The following is a 16542-nucleotide window of genomic DNA, read 5'->3' as shown; positions in this document are numbered from 1 at the left end:
CGTAGGCGCTGCCCCCCGGATCAATCCCGGAGCGAAGGAACCCCGAGCCCCAGCGAGCGGGCCGCACGTAGGAGCAAGCGTTTTTTGCTTACTTTTTTAGGCGCTTGTAAAAAAGTGAGTCGCCGTAAGGGCGAACCCCTAAGCAGCCGTTACCGCAGCAACGGATATTCACAAAAAACCCAAAACCCAAACCCGCTAGCGCCGCTCCTCAACCCGCCCCTGACTCTTACTCCAATCCGTCAACAAACTATAAGCCACCGCCAAAAGCGTAGGCCCGATAAACAACCCGATAAACCCAAACGCAATCAACCCGCCAAACACCCCAAGCAACACAATCACCAACGGCAAATTGCCCCCGCGGCTGATCAGATACGGCTTGAGCACGTTATCCACGCCACTGATGATGAAGGTCCCCCAAATCCCGAGAAACACCGCCATCCCGTACTCACCCTTCCACGCCAGCCAGGCCGTCGCTGGCACCCACACCAACGGCGGCCCCATCGGAATCAGACTCAACAGAAAGGTCACGATCCCGAGCACCAACGCCCCCGGTACCCCGGCAATCAAAAACCCGATCAACGCCAGAATCGCCTGCGCCGCCGCCGTGCCGATCACCCCGTTGACCACCCGCTGCACCGTCCCGGCCACCAGCTCGATGTAATACCCGGCGCGATCACCGATCAAGCGCTCCAGCAGACTGTGCACAAACGCCGCCAGCCGCGGCCCGTCACGATAGAAAAAGAACACGAAGACAATGCTCAAGGTCAGCTCGAGAATCCCGCCGCCAATCTGCGCACTGCGCGCCAACAGCCAGTTACCCACCTGCCCCAGATACGGCTTGACCGACACCATCAGCGCCGCACCCTGCTGATCGATACTGTTCCAGAGCCCGACCAGCCGTTCACCGACCAACGGCACAGTGCCCAACCAGACCGGCGCCTCCGGCAAACCATCGACCTGCACATCCTTGATGAACGCCGTCGCATCGCGCACATGATCGGCGAGGTTGAACCCCAGCCACACCAGCGGCGCTGCCACCAACAACATCCAGCCCAAGGTCAAAATCGCCGCTGCCAACGATTCACGGCCCTTCAGCCAGCGAGTCAGCAGGCGCATCAGCGGCCAACTGGCGAACGCCAGCACCGCGCCCCAGAACAGCGCCGACCAGAATGGCGCCATCACCCACAAACTGGCACCAAACAACACCAGCAGCAGGATCTGCACCAGCAGGCGATCGTTATTGAGCATGTAAGATCTCGAAAAAAGTCAGTCAGGCAAAGAGTAGGCGAACACGCGGTACGTGCTCGCCCGAATCAGCTTATCGCAACAGATCGATGCGCAGGCCAGAGCCTTCGACACTGCCGGTTTCCATGCGTGCCGCACGCACGCCCTGATTGATCAGTGCCTGTCGCCAGGCCTCGGCTTTCGGTCCGGACACCGTCACGCGCTGCGTGGTATCGAGGTTCAGGCCACGGGAAATCAATCGTAGCCAGGTGTCATCCGGATCATTCACCAGTTTGGGGAAATCCAGTTCACCGGTGCTTTTGAGCTGGCGCAACAAGGTCGCCGACGTCGGCAGCAATTCCCCCAACGGCGCGATCGCCTCGAACTGCTCGACATGCAGATAGGCTTTGCGATTGCCGCGGGTGATGCTGTAAAGCGCCACCAGCGTGTTATCGCGCGGTGCCGCCAGCCTCAACAGCAGATAGGCCTGCTGCTCGTCAGCGCCGTACAGTTTGGAATTGCCGAATACCTCGTTGGCCCACAGGCTGCTTTCGCCGCAATCGCGGGCCTGACACCAGAACAGCAACTCGGCGTCCTGCTTTTGCAAGGCTTCGCGAGCTGCGGTGAAGGCTTCGGTGGCGGAATGTTCGGGGGGTAACTCATAGGTGACCGAAGTGGTCTGGCCCCGGGCGGTGACCTGGCCATCGAAGCGTAACTGGCCGCTGATCTTGCGGATCGAACCCAACGGATAAATCCGTTCCAGCTCGACCGGAGGGCGATAGTCGACGATTTGCGCATCGGCCAGACGCGGCACGATCTGCAGATCCTGACTGCCCGGCACATCGGCGGCGGACGAAATGGAACTGAAACAGCACAGTGCCAACAGACTGAGTGAGCGCATGGTCAGGCTCATCGGATCGGCATGACGTGGCGGGTCGGGGTCGCAGCGGTATAGAAATCCATCGTGGTTGTCTCCCATTTCAACCCGCCCAGCCTCGACAGTTGCCCGCGGCAAGTCAAGGAATGGCGAAGAACCGATTGAAACAGTCTGCGACAAGGATCGCCCCGGCCTCATCGTTGAGGTGCAAATGATGCCCGCCCGCCAACTGTTCCCGGCTAAAGGGTAGACGCTCCAGCAACTCAGGATGTTTGGCCAGCATGCCGTCAGCCGCGACCACCAGATGCGCCGGGCAACTGACCCGAAGCGCAAAGGCCATTGCCTGTTCCTGGGTCAGGCGCAAGGGCGATGGCAGCGTCAGACGATTATCGGTGCGCCAGGTGTAGCCGCCCGGCACCGGCATCAAGCCGCGCTGAGCCAACAATTCGGCGGCCTCGCGACTGACCGCCACCAACCCCTTCATCCGCGCTTCGATGGCGCGATCGAGGGTGTTGTAAACCGGTTTGCGCTTCTCGCGCAGATCCAGTTGCGCTTGCAGGGCCATGCCCATGCGCTCGGCAGCATTTTCGCCTTTGTCTGTAGGAGGAATGACGCCGTCGATCAGCGCCAGATGGCTGATGCGCTCCGGCAGCGAACCTGCCAGCACCATCGAGACAATGGCGCCCATCGAATGCCCGAGCAGGCCGAAACGCTTCCAGCCCAGTTGCTCGGCGACTTGCAGCACGTCATGGGCGTAGTCCCACAGGGCGTACCCGGCGCCGTTTGGCCGGTGCCCGGAATGCCCGTGCCCGGCCATGTCCAACGCGATGATGCGCAGGCCTTTGAGCTTGGGTGCCAAACGGGCAAAGCTGTTGGCGTTGTCGAGCCAGCCATGCAGCGCGATCACCGGCAGACCGTCCTCGGGGCCGAACAAATGCGCCGCCAGCTCGATATGCGGCAGGCTCAGACGCACTTCTTCGAAGGTCGGGCTCATGCGCAATCCTTGTCCTGGCGGTTTTCCCAGCGAGTAAACAGATTCTTCAACAGGCGCGCGGTGTCCTGCGGACGCTCAAGGGGAAACATGTGGCCGCCGGGCATGCTCAGGGCCTCGCCCTGGGCCAGACGCGCGACGAAACGCGTGTGATGGCGCATGACCACGCGGCTCTTGTGCCCGCGCACCACCGCCAGCGGCACCTGCAACTGCCGAGTGCGGCCGGGGCTGGTGTGCGGCACGCCGCGATAGATGCTGATCTCGGTGGCCGGATCGAAGCGCAGGCGCAGTTTGTCGCCAACCTGATGCAAACCGTGTTGCAGGTAAGCGTCGAAACACTCCGGATCGAAACCACGGAACAAGGTCTTGCCAGCGAAATAGCTGCGCGCACTGGCGAGATCGGCAAACTCTTCACGCCGGCCCAGCGTACGACCGGCCGGCGTCAGTTTGTCGATAAAACCAAAACGCTTGGCCGCGCGGATCACCCACTGATCGGTACGGGTCAGTACCGGCGAATCAAGCATCACCACACCGCGATACAGTTCAGGACAACGCAGCGCCGCGTGCAGATGCAGCACGCCGCCGAAAGAATGGCCGACACCCCACACCGGTTGGTCCTGCTGCTGTAAATGGTGGATCAACTCGTCGACGAGGTTGTACCAGTTGTCATCCGCCGGAAAGCGCGGGTCATGGGCATGCTGCTCCAGATGCGCAACCCGGTACTCGGGCGCCAGCGCCGCGAACAACTTGCCATAGGTGCCCGAAGGGAAGCCGTTGGCGTGGGCGAAAAAGATCGGTTGCGACATGCGGGCAAATCCATGAGCGGGAAACGTGGCGTTGATTGTCCGCAAGACCGCGGGTTACGGCAATGACCGTAACTGCCAGGAATGGTGGCGATGTTGTTTTATCCATGAGCGAAATTTGCACCAGTCGTCGCAAACTTCATCCAACTGTAATTTCTGACAGTTGACCGTTCGCCTCCGTTGCCGAATAACTGAGTCCGGTTCACTGGCTAAGGGATGAGACATTCATGCACATTTTTACCCCGACCCTTTCTGTGACGGATCCGAGAAGGCAACACATTGCTACGGTGTCCTACTGCCGTGACATGGACGGTACAACGGCCGAACCACGAATTTACCGCCAGCGCTACGACGCTGTCGGTCGCCTGACTGACGCCTGTGATCCCCGCTTGCACGCGCGGCAAGAATGCGAGCCGGATACCCCACCGAATCTGAAACTGCGCTCCAGCCTCACGGGCGTGCTCCTTGACAGCGAATGTGTAGATGGGGCCACCCAACTGACCTTGCCGGGCGCAGCCGGTCAGCGTCTGATCGACTGGGACGGTCTACTGACCCAAACGCAGACCCGATACGACTTGATGCTGCGCCCGGTCAGTAGCATCGTGCAAACTCGTAGGGGGAATGCCAGAAACAGCACATTCTTCAGTTACGGCGACAGTACGCCATCGACCGCAGCGCTTAACCAGTGCGGTCGAATTGTCCGCCATGACGACAGTGCCGGTAGTGAATTTTTTCCGCACTACGCCCTGAGCGGTGCCCCTATCACGTGTGTTCAACATTTCCTCGACCAACTCGATGAGCCTGACTGGCCACAAAGTGAGACGCAAAGGAACCTTCTGCATGAAACCGGTCACGGCGCAGCAACCCATTTCAGCTACAACGCCTTGGGGGAGACGGTCAGCCAGCAAGACGCAATGGGCAACCAGAAGCGGCTGCAACTGAATATTGCCGGACAACTGAAACAGATCAGTCTGAAAATCGCGGGCGATACGCAAGACCGCGTGTTACTGCTCGATATCCAGTACAACCCCGACAATCAAATCGTGCGCCAGATTGCCGCCAACGGTGTAATCAGTCAGAACCTTTACGATCCGCAAAATGGTCGACTTGAGCAAATCAGCGCCGAGATGTCCGACAGGTCTACTCTGCAAAAACTGGTTTATCGCTATGATCCAGTAGGCAATATCCTTAGCGTTCAGGATATGGCGCAACGCACGCGCTTCTTTCGCAACCAGAAGATCGAACCGCTCAGTACATTTACTTACGACAGCCTGTACCAACTGATTTCAGCCACTGGCTGGCAACAAAGCAACACCTCAAATGGCCCTGATGCCCCTGTCTTCACCTCCCCAGCAGACTCCGCGCAACTGGAAAACTACCGTCAGACGTACACGTATGATGCTGCCGGCAATCTCACTACACTGGTTCACAACGCGGCCAGCCACAGCTGGACGCAGCGTACGGCAATCTCCCGGTACAGCAATCTGGGACTTGAACAATCCGACGATGGAACGCTACCCGGCGAGCATGAAATCGCCGCCGCATTCGATGCCAATGGCAACCGAAAAACGCTGCAACCGGGGCAGAATCTGCAGTGGAACGCTGGCAGACGATTGAGTCAGGTCGATCAGGTCATACGCACACAGGCTGCAAATGACTGCGAACGCTACGTGTACAACAGTGTGGGCCAGCGCAAGCGCAAGGTTCGCCTCGTATACATAGAGGGCATCGCGCAACGGCATGAAACGCGCTACCTGCCGGAGCTGGAAATACGCGAGTACCCCGACGAAACCCTGCACGTCATTTCCGTTCAAGCGGGACGCTGTGCAGTTGAGGTTTTGCATTGGCCTCACGAAAGCGCGACTGCCGATCACTATCACTACAGCTTCAGCAACCATCTGGGCTCAAGCATGCTGGTGCTGGACCAACAAGGAGACACCGTCAGCGAGGAGAACTATTTCCCCTACGGTGGTACTTCCTGGTGGGCGGGCCCCGATCAGGCTCGAGCCCGCTATAAGACCCGGCGCTACGCAGGCCAGGAGCGCGATGCCACAGGACTTTATTACTATGGACAACGCTTCTACGCACCTTGGTTGATGCGCTGGATCAGTCCCGACCCGGTGAGTACCGCCGATGGTCTGAACCTGTTTTTGATGGTACGCGGCAACCCCGTCAGGTTCGTTGACAGACAGGGACTGGCGGGGGTCGATACCGTCAGGGCAGCAGGCGCAACAGCCGCTCGAGAGTTTATGAGCGCAGCCGTTGGCGCGGCCGTGCAGGCGGCTTTTGTGGGGTTCCTGCCGGCAGCGAACTCTGCGGTGACGATTGGCGGTGCGGTGGCAGGGGCCATTTCGGGCGGCATCAGTGGCTACGCCGGGGCCAACTGGGCGCAAAGCTCAATGTCTATCAACGACCCGGGAAGCTGGGGACCTCTGGCAACAAAAATCGGCGGTGCCGCATTAGGTGCGGCGTTGGGCGCAGCGCCTTCCCTGCTCGGCATACTCGACCCAAGAGGCAATACAGCGGCCGCCAATCAGCTTGGCAGCGCCTTCGGTACAGTGTTTCGGGAGATGTCAGCCCAGTACCTCGCCAATGTCGGCCCAAGCAATCCCTCTGTCGGACGTGTTGACCTGGTCACGGGAGCTGCCAGTGTAGGTGCTGCCGGGCTGGCGGCAGGCGCTACCGGGTTCGGCGGCTCGGTGCTGTTTGGAACGGACGTGACCGGAAACGCTCTGCAGTCCATCCTTTCCGTTTCTGCGGTAACGGCCACCAGCGCTGCCGGAGCCTCCGCCGCGAGAGGGGTGCTGGGAACACCGGCCAAGCCTTCGAGCAACAGCGAACCGACCTTCAACCCGGAAAACGCCGTGGTCGGTGCCAGCAGCCGCCACTTCTTTCTATCTCTGGGACAAATCGCCAATCTGGCCGTCGCACAGATCCCCGGTTACGACACCCTGGATGTACATACTCGAACAGCGGTGAGCCGGGCAGTCGTCAGTGCCGTCGGCGATGTACGCTCGACGTTTGTCACAATTGCGACACCCGGTTTAAGCGCAGAACTGGGCCAAACCTCCTGGGATCTTGAGAGGAACCAGGTCGGCGCCGGCATCGATCGAGAGAGTCCGCCGATTTCGAGCAATGCAGGTTTTGACCCGGCCGCCACTGAAGTCTTGCATTTCGTCAGTGAAACGGGGACAGGACAACGAAAATACTCCCGATCACAACTGAATTTCTGATCGAGGTAACGTGCTTAAGAGCAGCCATCACCGTGCCGGCGGCTGCTCACCCAACGGCACCACCGCCATGGTCAGCCGCGACACGCAACTGGCCTTGCCTTCATCACTGGTCAAGCGGATGTCCCAGACATGGGTGGTGCGTCCGATATGAATCGGCTTGGCCACCGCCGTCACCCGGCCACTGCGCAAGCCGCGCAAATGGTTGGCGTTGATCTCAAGCCCGACGCAATAGAACTTGCTGGCATCGATGCACAGGTAACTGGCCATCGAGCCGACGGTTTCCGCCAGCACCACCGACGCGCCGCCATGCAGCAAACCGTAGGGCTGACGGGTGCGATGGTCAATGACCATGCTCGCGGTCAGCGATTGCTCGTCGAACGCTTCGAAGCGGATGTCGAGTACTTCGCCGATGGTGTTTTTCTGGATCGCGTTCAACTGCTCGATGTCGGGAGTGGTACGCCACAAGCTCATCGCAGACTTCCTTTGTTGTTTTAGTGGTCGCTCAATCCTGCCACAGCACCGCCTCGCTGCGCTCGCTCCATTCTTCGAAACGCGCACCGTAAGTGTCTTCGATGACGTTGCGCTTGATCTTCAGGGTCGGCGTGAGAAAACCGTTTTCCACGGCCCAACTGTCCTTGACCACCACCAGTCGGCGCAGGCGTTCGTGCTTGTCGAGCACGGCGTTGACCTCTTCGAGGAGTTTTTCCAGGCTCGAATGCAGACTCGCCCGGCCCTCTTCCTGATTGACCGTAGACAGCACACACAAACCCAGCGGCGCACTCAGGCCATCACCAACCACGCACACCTGTTCGATCCGCGAATGCACGGCCAGACGGTTTTCGATCGGCGCCGGAGCGACGTATTTTCCCTTGCTGGTCTTGAAGATTTCCTTGAGCCGACCGGTCAGACGCAACCGCCCTGCGGCATCCTGCTCGCCTTTGTCGCCAGTGCGCAGAAAGCCATCCTCGGTGATCGTCTCTGCGGTTTTCAGCGGTTCCTTGAAATAGCCGAGCATGTTCGCCTGACTGCGCACCTGCACTTCGCCCGACTCATCGATGCGCACTTCGACATCCGGGCACGGCTGACCGATCCAGCCCTGTTTGTATTGCCCGGGCAGGCAAATGTGTGAGTAACCGCAGCCCTCGGTCATGCCATAGACTTCCAGTACATCAAGGCCCAGCTTCTGATACCAGGCGAGTAAGGTCTGTGGCACCGGCGCGGCGCCGGACAACGCCACACGCAAGGCATCCAGCCCCAACCCCGCCAGCACTTTGTGCCCGACCCGCTTGCCAATGAATGGCAGGCCGAGAAGAAAATCCAGACGCCTCGCCGGGATCTTGCTGTACACACCCATCTGGAATTTGGTCCAGATTCGCGGCACGCCGAACATCGCCGTCGGCCGCGCTCGCTGCAGGTCAGTGATGAAGGTCTCAAGGCTCTCAGCGAAGAACACCGTCTGCCCGGTATAAATCGACGCCAACTCAACGAACATCCGCTCGGCGACATGACACAACGGCAAGTACGAGAGCAATCGATCGTGCTCGTTAAGCCCGAACAGTTGTGTGCCGTGCGTTGTGGCGAAACCGAGATTGGCAAAACTGTGCATCACGCCTTTGGGCAGGCCGGTGGTGCCGGAGGTGTAGATGATCGTCGCCAGTTGCTCGGCCGCCGGACGCGGATCGTCCTGAATCGGAGAGCTGCGCTGCAAGTCTGCCCAACTGAAATCGAACTCGCCGGGGGGATGCAACGGCAGGCTGATGGTCGGCAGATCCGCCGGCACGCCTTTGGCCATGCCCGGCCAGTCGTCGAGTTTGCCGATAAACGCCAAGACGCTTTCCGAATGATTGAGCACCTGCGCTACGGAGTCGGCGGTGAGGTTGGGATACAGCGGAACGGAGACATGCCCGGCCATCCAGATCGCCAGGTCGGCGATGATCCAGTGCGCGCAGTTTTTCGAGATCAGGGCGATATGACTGCCTTGCTGCAACTCGCGCGCACGCAACCAGTGCGCGGCGCAGCGGGCCTGATGACCGACATCGGCCCAGCTCAGGGTGTCAACCTGCCCGCCACCGACGGGCTGCACGAGAAAGCGCTGGCGCGGGTGTCGGGCTTCACGTTCGTAGAACACGTCCAGCGGCAAACGGAAGGCGGCAGACATGCGACTCGCTCCTGTTTTTTGGGTCTGGAGCAAGCGTAGTCAACCAAGCAAGTGCTTGGTTGGAATTTTCAAACAAATAATTTCATGGGTTGGCAGAAACCAATGTGGGAGCGAGCTTGCTCGCGAATGCAGTGTGTCAGACACATAAAGGGTGAATGACACGCCGCTTTCGCGAGCAAGCTCGCTCCCACAAGAGATCAGCGTTACGGGTGTTTGAGGCTGTTGAGGGTCATCGAGCCGATCAGCAGTTCCGGGCTTTCCAGCTCCGCCAACCCGGCGGTGCTGACCTTCTCCGGCGGATACCCGGCGCCATGTTGCAGATAGCTCAGCAGATTGCCCACCAAAGGGTTGTGGCTGACCAGCAGCACATTGCTCACCGACACCAGTTGATCAGTCACCTTGTCCGGATCGACCTCCGGCGTCAGCCACTCGACCGTGCGAATCTCCGGCTCGAACCCCAGCGCCTCGCGAACAATCTGCGCGGTCTGCTGCGCGCGCAGATAAGGGCTGGCGTAAATCGCCGTCAGCGGCTGGCCGATCAAATGCGCGGCGCTGCTCAAGGCTTCTTGGCGACCGTGATCGGTCAGTTCCCGCTCGGAGTCGGGGCACGCGCCATAAGGCACGGCTTCACCGTGACGCAATACCCAGAGTTTCATAGCTTGGGTTCCTCATCTCGGACCGGATGCGGCGCCGGTGCGACGGCGTGTGGCGCTTCACCTTCCGGGGTACGCGGCGTTGGCCAGTCGGCAAACGGCCAGGGTTTCTGGTCGCTGTGGAAACTGCCGAAGCGGCCGATCTGCGCCAGAAACTGGCTCAGACTGTCGCCGAAATTCATCAGGCTGGCGCTCGGTGCGCCATAGATCAAACGATAGATCAGTTGCACCAGCACCACCGCGCCGAGGATGAACTGCGCCACTTGCCAGACCAGCACGTAGATGATCATCCACAACACGCGCAGGAGAATGGATTCGTACCTGGCTTCGGTTTTCGGATCGTTCATGACTCACTCCCTGCCCGTAAATAAATGCAATCAGTTGAAACCACTGGTGGAAATAAAGTCGACGTCGGTTTTCGGCTCGGCCCGCATCAGTAGACCGATCACCTGCTCCAGCGTGCGTCCTTCGAACAGGATCGCGTGCAATCCGGCGACCAGCGGCATATAGACGCCGACCTCCTGGGATTTGGCCTTGAGCACTTTCAGGGTATTGACCCCTTCAGCGACTTCACCGAGGCGCGACACCGCTTCGTCGAGGCTCAAACCCTGACCGAGGGCGAAACCGACCTGATAGTTGCGGCTCTTCGGCGACGAGCACGTCACGATCAGATCACCGACACCGGCCAGACCGAGGAAGGTCATGGGATTGGCGCCCTGATTCACCGCAAACCGAGTCATTTCCGCCAGCGCGCGGGTGATCAGCATGCTCTTGGTGTTCTCGCCCATTTCCAACGCCACCGCCATGCCGGCAATGATTGCGTAAACGTTCTTCAACGCCCCGCCCAACTCGACGCCGAAACGGTCGGCGCTGGCATAAACACGGAAGGTGCGACCATGCAGCGCGGCTTGCACTTGTTTACAGAGTTCTTCGTCTTCGCTGGCGACCACCGTGGCGGTCAGCGCGTGCTCGGCAATTTCCCGCGCCAGGTTCGGCCCGGACAACACGCCGATGCGCGCCTGCGGGGCGATCTCTTCGAGAATCTGGCTCATCAGTTTAAAGGTCTGGGCTTCGATGCCCTTGGTCAGGCTGACCAGCATCTTGCCGCTCAGCCGCTCGGCGTGGACGGCCAGCACCGCACGCAGTGCGCTCGACGGCAGCGCGACAAAGCACAAGTCGCAGGCGTCGAGGGTTGCTTGCAGGTCGGTGACGGCGGTCACACCCGGCAGAATCTTGATGCCTTTGAGGTAACGCGGGTTTTCGCGATTGACCCGGATGGCCTCGGCCTGCTCGGGGTCACGCATCCACTGCCGGACTTGATGGCCGTTCTCGGCCAAAAGATTGGCCACGGCGGTACCAAAACTTCCGCCTCCCAGGACCGCAATCGGGCGCTGTTCAGTCATATGCAATCCGTTAATCCATACCAGTGGCGATGCCGGCATTATACGGGGCGCCCCACGCGCGGCCAGCCCCAGCAACAATTACCGACACTTGTAGGAAGAAGACCAATAAAACCTAGGAAAATGCCTGCAACGTGACTGGAAAAGTCGCTGCCCTCGGTTAACATGCGCGCCAATTCTTCGCTATCAAGGTTGTGCCGTGTCTTTTGGCTCTTCGTCCCCGCGTTCGTCCGTATTATTGGCGCTGCTGTTCAGCCCGGTATTGCTGGCGGACGATCTGTTCATGGACAACGAAGCACTGCCACAGGTGCTGACCGCCACGCGCCTGAAACAAACCCCGGCGCAAGTGCCCGGGAGCATGACCGTACTCGACAGCGAACTGATCAGCGCCAGCGGCGCCCGTGACATCAGCGAACTGCTGCGCCTGGTGCCGGGAATGATGGTCGGCAACATCAGCGGCAATCAGGCTGCGGTCAATTATCACGGCACCAACGCCACCGAAGCGCGGCGCATGCAGGTGTTGATTGACGGTCGCTCGGTGTATCGCGCCGGTTTGTCCACGGTGGACTGGAGCGATATTCCGGTGGCCATGGAGGACATCGAGCGCGTCGAAGTCTTTCGCGGCCCGAACACCGTCAGTTACGGCGCCAACGCGCTGATGGCGGTGGTCAACATCATCACCCGCCACCCGGCGGACAGCCACGGCACGCGGTTGAAGTACACTCGTGGCCAGCGCGGCATCAACGATTTCTACGCAAGCCAGGGCACCGGCTGGAATGGCGGCGATCTGCGCCTGTCGCTGTCCGGCCAGGAAGATGACGGCTTCGACAGCGATCGCAGCGGTGCCGATTACCGCGACAGTCGCCGCTTGAACCGTTTCAGCCTCGCCGTCAGTCACACCCTCAGCGACAACCAGAGCCTCGACTGGCAGGTCAACGCGAAGGACGGCAGCAACCAGCGGCCCTACACCTACCGCCCGGTGTTCTCGGGGATTACCGCCGCCGGGAATAATTCCGACGTAGTCGCCAAGGATTACGCCGGTTCGGTGCGCTGGAACCTCGACATCAATCCCGAACACAGCCTTTATATACAAGGCTCGGCGCAACACTGGGATCGGCAGCAAACCTGGCGCGCCTGCGATGCCGAAGTGTCGTTCAGCCCCGAGTTGACGCAACTGTGGCAACTCAACCCGAACTACACCGAACGACTGGCGCGCAACATCACGCAGTTCACCGGCCCCGGCGCCGCGCCCGGCACCCCGCAGGAAATGGCCCTGGCCAATCAGGTGCTCGAGCAATGGCGCAACGGCGCCAGTCGAACCCTGTGCGGCGATATCGACCAAAGCGCCCGCGAATCGCGCTACGACCTCGAACTGCAGGACACCCTCAGCCTGTCCGACAGCCTGCGCCTGGTCAGTGGCATGAACTATCGTTACGACCGCGCCGATTCCGAAACCTATTTCAACGGCACGCTGGACGACACCACCTGGCGTGCATTCGGCCAGTTGGAATGGCGCGCCACTGAACACTGGTTGTTGCAGGGCGGCGCGATGTTCGAAGACACGCAACTGATCGGCAGTTCGCTGACGCCGCGCTTTGCCGTCAACTACCTGATCAACCCGCGCCATGGCTTGCGCGCGGTGTACTCGGAGGCGATCCGCTCACCGGACATGTTCGAGAACAATGTGAACTGGAGCTATCAGGTCAGCAATCTGCGGCCCTCGGCCTATGGCCAGTCTTCAGCGCGCTACTTCGTCAAGACACGCGGCCCGGGCGATCTCGATCAAGAACACATGCGCTCGCGCGAACTGGGTTACAACGGCTACTTCGCCGAGCTGGGTCTGGCCCTGGATGTGAAGCTGTTCTACGACGAGATCACCGGCATGATCAGTGAGCCACTGCGCAACAACCAATACATCGCGAGCAACGCCAACAGCTCTCGCTTTCGTGGCACCGAAACCCAGCTCGACTGGCGCGTGAGCCTGGCCGACCGCCTGCGTTTCACCTACGCCTTCGTTGACGCCGAGGCGAGCAACCCACTGGATCAGCAATTCACCTCGCGCAACAGCGGTTCCGCCGGTTGGTTGCGCGATTGGGGCCACGGCTGGAACAGTGCCCTCTTCTATTACGGGGACAACGCCCTCAACGGCTATCGCTTCGAACGGGTCGACACGCGCATCGCCAAACGCATCCCGCTGGGCAAAGCGCAGCTGCAATTGGCCGGCGTCCTGCAGCAACGCCTCGACCATGAGCCGAGCACTTTCGTCGACAACAATTACGACGAACGCCGGGTGATGTATTTCAGCGCCGAGCTGGAGTTCTAGGATGCGCTGCCGGCAGTCACGGAAGATGCCAACCCTTGGCCACTGGCTGGCCGGGGTCTGTCTGTTTGTGACCGCATGGCTGCATGGTGTGGCGGTGCAGGCGGCCGATATTCTGTTGACCGGCGCCGAGGAAAGTCCGGGCGTACAAGCGTTCGTCCAGGCGCTCAGTGAACTGCGCCCGACCGACAACGTGCGCTTTCAACCGCTGGCCAGCCTGCCGGCACCAGGCAAGTTACCGTCCAGCCTGCGCCTGATTCTGCTCGACCTGCCAAGCTTGGACTGGCGCCTGCAGGACGCTCAGGGCCCGGCGACACTGGTCCTGCGCATCAGCCGTTTACAGGCCCGCCAACGGCTGGGCAATGCACAACCGCCGCACTTGAGCCTGTTGTGGAGTGATCCGCCGCTGAGCCGACAGTTGCAGCTGATCCGGCGGATCCTGCCGCAGGCACGGCGCATCGGCGTGCTGTTTGATCAGCACAGTGAGTTCCTGCTCAACGAGCTGCACATGGCCGCACGACCGCTGAATCTGGAAATCGTCAGTCAGCGTTGGGACAACACTCACGACAGCCGCCCGCTGCAAGCCGTGCTGAAGAACAGCGACGTCTTGCTCGGGCTCGACGATGCCGATCTGTACAACCCGAAAACCGCGAAAAACCTGCTGCTCAGCAGTTACTCGCGGCAAGTCGCGCTGGTCGGCCCCAACGTCGCCTTCGTCCGCGCCGGCAGTCTGGCCAGCACGTACAGCGATCAGAACGACTGGCTGGCGATCCTCGACCAATTGCTTGACCAGCCGCCGGCCGGTTGGCCGCGCACGCTCTATCCCGCACGCTTTAAAGTCTCAAGTAATGCGCAAGTCGCTCGTTCCCTAGGTATCGAACCGCTGGATGAAGCGTCTGTCGCCAACGCGCTGGCAGAAGGAGAACGCCGCCCATGAGTTTCCGTCGCCGTTGGGACATCAACACCCGCACCCAGCTGATCAGCCTGGGCCCGGCGTTGTTGCTGACCCTGTTGTTGATCAGCTTCTTCACCTTTGTGCGTATTCAGGATTTGCGCCAGGAGCTGAACCACACCGGCCAACTGATCGCCAACCAACTCGCGCCCGCCACCGAATACGGGGTGATTTCCGGCAACAACGAAGTGCTGGAAAGCCTGCTCAAAGCGACGCTGGCCACACCCAACGTGCGTTTTCTGGAAGTACAGGACAGCGCCAACCGCATTCTGGTGTACGTCGAACAACCGGCGGCCACGCACGGTCACCCGCATCAGGTCGAAGTGTTCCAGGCACCGGTACGCCTGCAACGGATCGCCCTGCACAATGATTTTTTCCAGGATGGCAAAGTCAGTAACGGCGGCGCCAGCGAGGATTATCTGGGGCGAGTCATCGTCGGTCTGTCCAACGATGCCTTCAGCCAGCGCCAGCAGGAAATCCTGCTCAAGGCCGGGATTCTGGCGCTGTTTGCCCTGCTCTTTACGTTCGTGGTGGCGCGGCGCCTGGCCGGCAGTCTGTCGCAGCCGATCCGCGATATCGGCGATGCGGTCAAGGCGATTCAGGACGGCGACTACAAAACCCCGCTGCCGATTGTCGATGACACCGAACTGGGCGCGCTGTCGCAACACATCAATAACCTCGCGCAGGCCTTGGAACAGGCCAGCCGCGAGCAGCATCAAGCCATGGCGCAGTTGATTCAGACCCGCGAGGAAGCGGAAAAGGCCAACAACGCCAAGTCCGACTTTCTGGCGATGATGAGCCATGAATTGCGCACACCGATGAACGGCGTACTCGGCATGCTGCAACTGCTGGAAACCACCGAGATGACCGAGGAGCAGGTCGAATACGCCGCTCTCGCCTCGGAGTCCACCGAGCACTTGCTGAAAGTCATCAACGATATTCTCGACTTCTCCCGCATCGAACGCTCGGAGCTGGAACTGGAGCACATCCCGTTCAACCTCGCCGACCTGATCGGCGCCTGCGCGCAGTCGTTCCAGCACAGTGCGGCGCAACGCGGTCTGGCGCTGAATTTGCGCATCCCGGACGACATGCGCGGTTTGCAGGTGCAGGGCGATCCGACGCGGATCCGGCAGATTCTGGTCAATCTGGTCGGCAATGCACTGAAGTTCACCGAACAGGGCCGGGTCAGCATCGAGGCGCAGTGGCAGTCGCTGGATCATGAACTGCTGTGGTTCACCTGCTCGGTGCGCGACAGCGGCATCGGTATCTCATCTGAAAGTCTGGAGCTGATGTTCAACGCCTTCCAGCAGGCTGACAGCTCGATTTCGCGGCGTTACGGCGGCACCGGTCTCGGTTTGCCGATCGCTCGTACCCTCGCCGAGCGCATGGGCGGCACCTTGCGCGCGCAAAGTGAGGAAGGTCGCGGTTCGGTATTCACTCTGGAAATTCCGCTGGCACTCTATAAACAGACGCTGCCGACATTGGCCGCGCCGCGTGCGTTGAATGGCACGGGCCAAGGCGAAGGGCGCAATGTCTTGCTGGTCGAAGACAACCCGGTGAACCAGACGGTTATCGAAGCGATGCTGCGCAGTCTGGGCTTTACTGTCAGTGTCGCCACCGACGGCGCACAGGCCGTGCGCAGTGCCGAGGGCCGCGACTTCGAAGTGATTCTGATGGATTGTCGCTTGCCGATCATCGATGGCTACGAAGCGACCCGGCAGATCCGTCTTCTGCCTGGCCGCAGCGAAGTGCCGATCATCGCCCTCACCGCCAACGCCTTGCAGGGCGACCGCGAAACCTGTCTGGCGGCGGGCATGAACGATTATCTGGCAAAGCCGTTCAAACGTAATGATCTGCAGCAGATTCTGCAGCGCTGGGTGTCGTAGTGTGGGCCTTTCGACCATCTGCGACTGGCGTGAAAAGCGAAAGTG

Annotated in this window: 13 protein-coding genes; 4 read left to right on the top strand and 9 right to left on the bottom strand. The window is 60.5% G+C overall.

The genetic code is table 11. From position 1 onward, the window contains the following. Window positions 1-195: 195 nt before the first annotated feature. The 4 genes from WA225_RS11430 to WA225_RS11415 all read right to left on the bottom strand — a co-directional run bounded on the left by WA225_RS11430 (window position 196) and on the right by WA225_RS11415 (window position 3898). The gene (locus WA225_RS11430) at window positions 196-1248 is read right to left on the bottom strand and encodes an AI-2E family transporter (protein WP_422607990.1); all 1053 of its coding nucleotides are present in this window, start codon (window positions 1246-1248) and stop codon (window positions 196-198) included. A gap of 70 nt (window positions 1249-1318) precedes the next feature. Next, window positions 1319-2125 carry a DUF4892 domain-containing protein gene (locus WA225_RS11425; RefSeq protein ID WP_422607989.1) on the bottom strand — a complete coding sequence of 269 codons (807 nt, stop codon included), beginning with the start codon at window positions 2123-2125 and terminating at the stop codon, window positions 1319-1321. A gap of 115 nt (window positions 2126-2240) precedes the next feature. After that, window positions 2241-3095, bottom strand: coding sequence for an alpha/beta hydrolase (locus WA225_RS11420; RefSeq protein WP_134178212.1), 855 nt, complete (start codon window positions 3093-3095; stop codon window positions 2241-2243). After that, entirely contained in the window at window positions 3092-3898 is an 807-nt protein-coding gene (locus WA225_RS11415) for an alpha/beta fold hydrolase (RefSeq protein ID WP_422607988.1), read from the bottom strand. Before WA225_RS11415 ends, WA225_RS11420 begins: the two co-directional genes overlap by 4 nt. A gap of 224 nt (window positions 3899-4122) precedes the next feature. Between WA225_RS11415 and WA225_RS11410 the strand changes: the two genes are divergently transcribed. Further along, on the top strand, window positions 4123-7128 hold the full coding sequence (locus WA225_RS11410; RefSeq protein WP_422607987.1) for an RHS repeat domain-containing protein: 3006 nt from the start codon (window positions 4123-4125) through the stop codon (window positions 7126-7128). Window positions 7129-7155: 27 nt separating this feature from the next. Here the strand turns inward: WA225_RS11410 and WA225_RS11405 are convergent, their stop codons facing one another. The 5 genes from WA225_RS11405 to WA225_RS11385 form a co-directional block, all read right to left on the bottom strand. Further along, window positions 7156-7599 carry a hotdog fold thioesterase gene (locus tag WA225_RS11405; RefSeq protein ID WP_422607986.1) on the bottom strand — a complete coding sequence of 148 codons (444 nt, stop codon included), beginning with the start codon at window positions 7597-7599 and terminating at the stop codon, window positions 7156-7158. Between the two features lie 31 nt (window positions 7600-7630). Continuing rightward, the gene (locus tag WA225_RS11400) at window positions 7631-9286 is read right to left on the bottom strand and encodes an AMP-binding protein (protein WP_422607985.1); all 1656 of its coding nucleotides are present in this window, start codon (window positions 9284-9286) and stop codon (window positions 7631-7633) included. A 203-nt stretch (window positions 9287-9489) separates the two neighbouring features. Then, window positions 9490-9942, bottom strand: coding sequence for a phosphohistidine phosphatase SixA (gene sixA, locus WA225_RS11395; protein ID WP_422607984.1), 453 nt, complete (start codon window positions 9940-9942; stop codon window positions 9490-9492). Beyond that, entirely contained in the window at window positions 9939-10286 is a 348-nt protein-coding gene (locus WA225_RS11390) for a DUF4389 domain-containing protein (protein ID WP_422607983.1), read from the bottom strand. Before WA225_RS11390 ends, sixA begins: the two co-directional genes overlap by 4 nt. Before the next feature lie 30 nt (window positions 10287-10316). Then, window positions 10317-11342, bottom strand: coding sequence for an NAD(P)H-dependent glycerol-3-phosphate dehydrogenase (locus WA225_RS11385; RefSeq protein ID WP_422607982.1), 1026 nt, complete (start codon window positions 11340-11342; stop codon window positions 10317-10319). 196 nt (window positions 11343-11538) lie between these two features. Here WA225_RS11385 and WA225_RS11380 point away from each other — a divergent pair, with 196 nt between their 5' ends. From WA225_RS11380 to WA225_RS11370, 3 genes are read left to right on the top strand one after another with little or no spacing between them, the layout of a single operon-like run. After that, window positions 11539-13662, top strand: a complete 2124-nt coding sequence (locus WA225_RS11380) for a TonB-dependent receptor plug domain-containing protein (RefSeq protein ID WP_422607981.1) — start codon at window positions 11539-11541, stop codon at window positions 13660-13662. A 1-nt stretch (window position 13663) separates the two neighbouring features. Next, the gene (locus WA225_RS11375) at window positions 13664-14596 is read left to right on the top strand and encodes an ABC transporter substrate-binding protein (protein WP_422607980.1); all 933 of its coding nucleotides are present in this window, start codon (window positions 13664-13666) and stop codon (window positions 14594-14596) included. Further along, complete coding sequence (locus WA225_RS11370; RefSeq protein WP_422607979.1) at window positions 14593-16497, top strand: ATP-binding protein; 1905 nt, start codon at window positions 14593-14595, stop codon at window positions 16495-16497. The genes WA225_RS11375 and WA225_RS11370 overlap by 4 nt, the downstream gene beginning before the upstream one ends. The last annotated feature ends 45 nt before the right edge of the window (window positions 16498-16542 follow it).

It is taken from the genome of Pseudomonas sp., assembly GCF_049300855.1.
Lineage (GTDB): Bacteria > Pseudomonadota > Gammaproteobacteria > Pseudomonadales > Pseudomonadaceae > Aquipseudomonas.
This window is presented reverse-complemented; position numbering and strand designations above follow the sequence as displayed.

Excerpts from the sequence above, each read along its gene's own strand:
- WA225_RS11425 (WP_422607989.1), bottom strand. The coding sequence starts at position 2,125 with ATGCGCTCACTCAGTCTGTTGGCACTGTGCTGTTTCAGTTCCATTTCG.
- WA225_RS11375 (WP_422607980.1), top strand. The coding sequence starts at position 13,664 with ATGCGCTGCCGGCAGTCACGGAAGATGCCAACCCTTGGCCACTGGCTG.
- WA225_RS11420 (WP_134178212.1), bottom strand. The coding sequence starts at position 3,095 with ATGAGCCCGACCTTCGAAGAAGTGCGTCTGAGCCTGCCGCATATCGAG.
- WA225_RS11370 (WP_422607979.1), top strand. The coding sequence starts at position 14,593 with ATGAGTTTCCGTCGCCGTTGGGACATCAACACCCGCACCCAGCTGATC.
- sixA (WP_422607984.1), bottom strand. The coding sequence starts at position 9,942 with ATGAAACTCTGGGTATTGCGTCACGGTGAAGCCGTGCCTTATGGCGCG.
- WA225_RS11430 (WP_422607990.1), bottom strand. The coding sequence starts at position 1,248 with ATGCTCAATAACGATCGCCTGCTGGTGCAGATCCTGCTGCTGGTGTTG.
- WA225_RS11405 (WP_422607986.1), bottom strand. The coding sequence starts at position 7,599 with ATGAGCTTGTGGCGTACCACTCCCGACATCGAGCAGTTGAACGCGATC.
- WA225_RS11400 (WP_422607985.1), bottom strand. The coding sequence starts at position 9,286 with ATGTCTGCCGCCTTCCGTTTGCCGCTGGACGTGTTCTACGAACGTGAA.
- WA225_RS11390 (WP_422607983.1), bottom strand. The coding sequence starts at position 10,286 with ATGAACGATCCGAAAACCGAAGCCAGGTACGAATCCATTCTCCTGCGC.
- WA225_RS11385 (WP_422607982.1), bottom strand. The coding sequence starts at position 11,342 with ATGACTGAACAGCGCCCGATTGCGGTCCTGGGAGGCGGAAGTTTTGGT.
- WA225_RS11415 (WP_422607988.1), bottom strand. The coding sequence starts at position 3,898 with ATGTCGCAACCGATCTTTTTCGCCCACGCCAACGGCTTCCCTTCGGGC.
- WA225_RS11410 (WP_422607987.1), top strand. The coding sequence starts at position 4,123 with ATGCACATTTTTACCCCGACCCTTTCTGTGACGGATCCGAGAAGGCAA.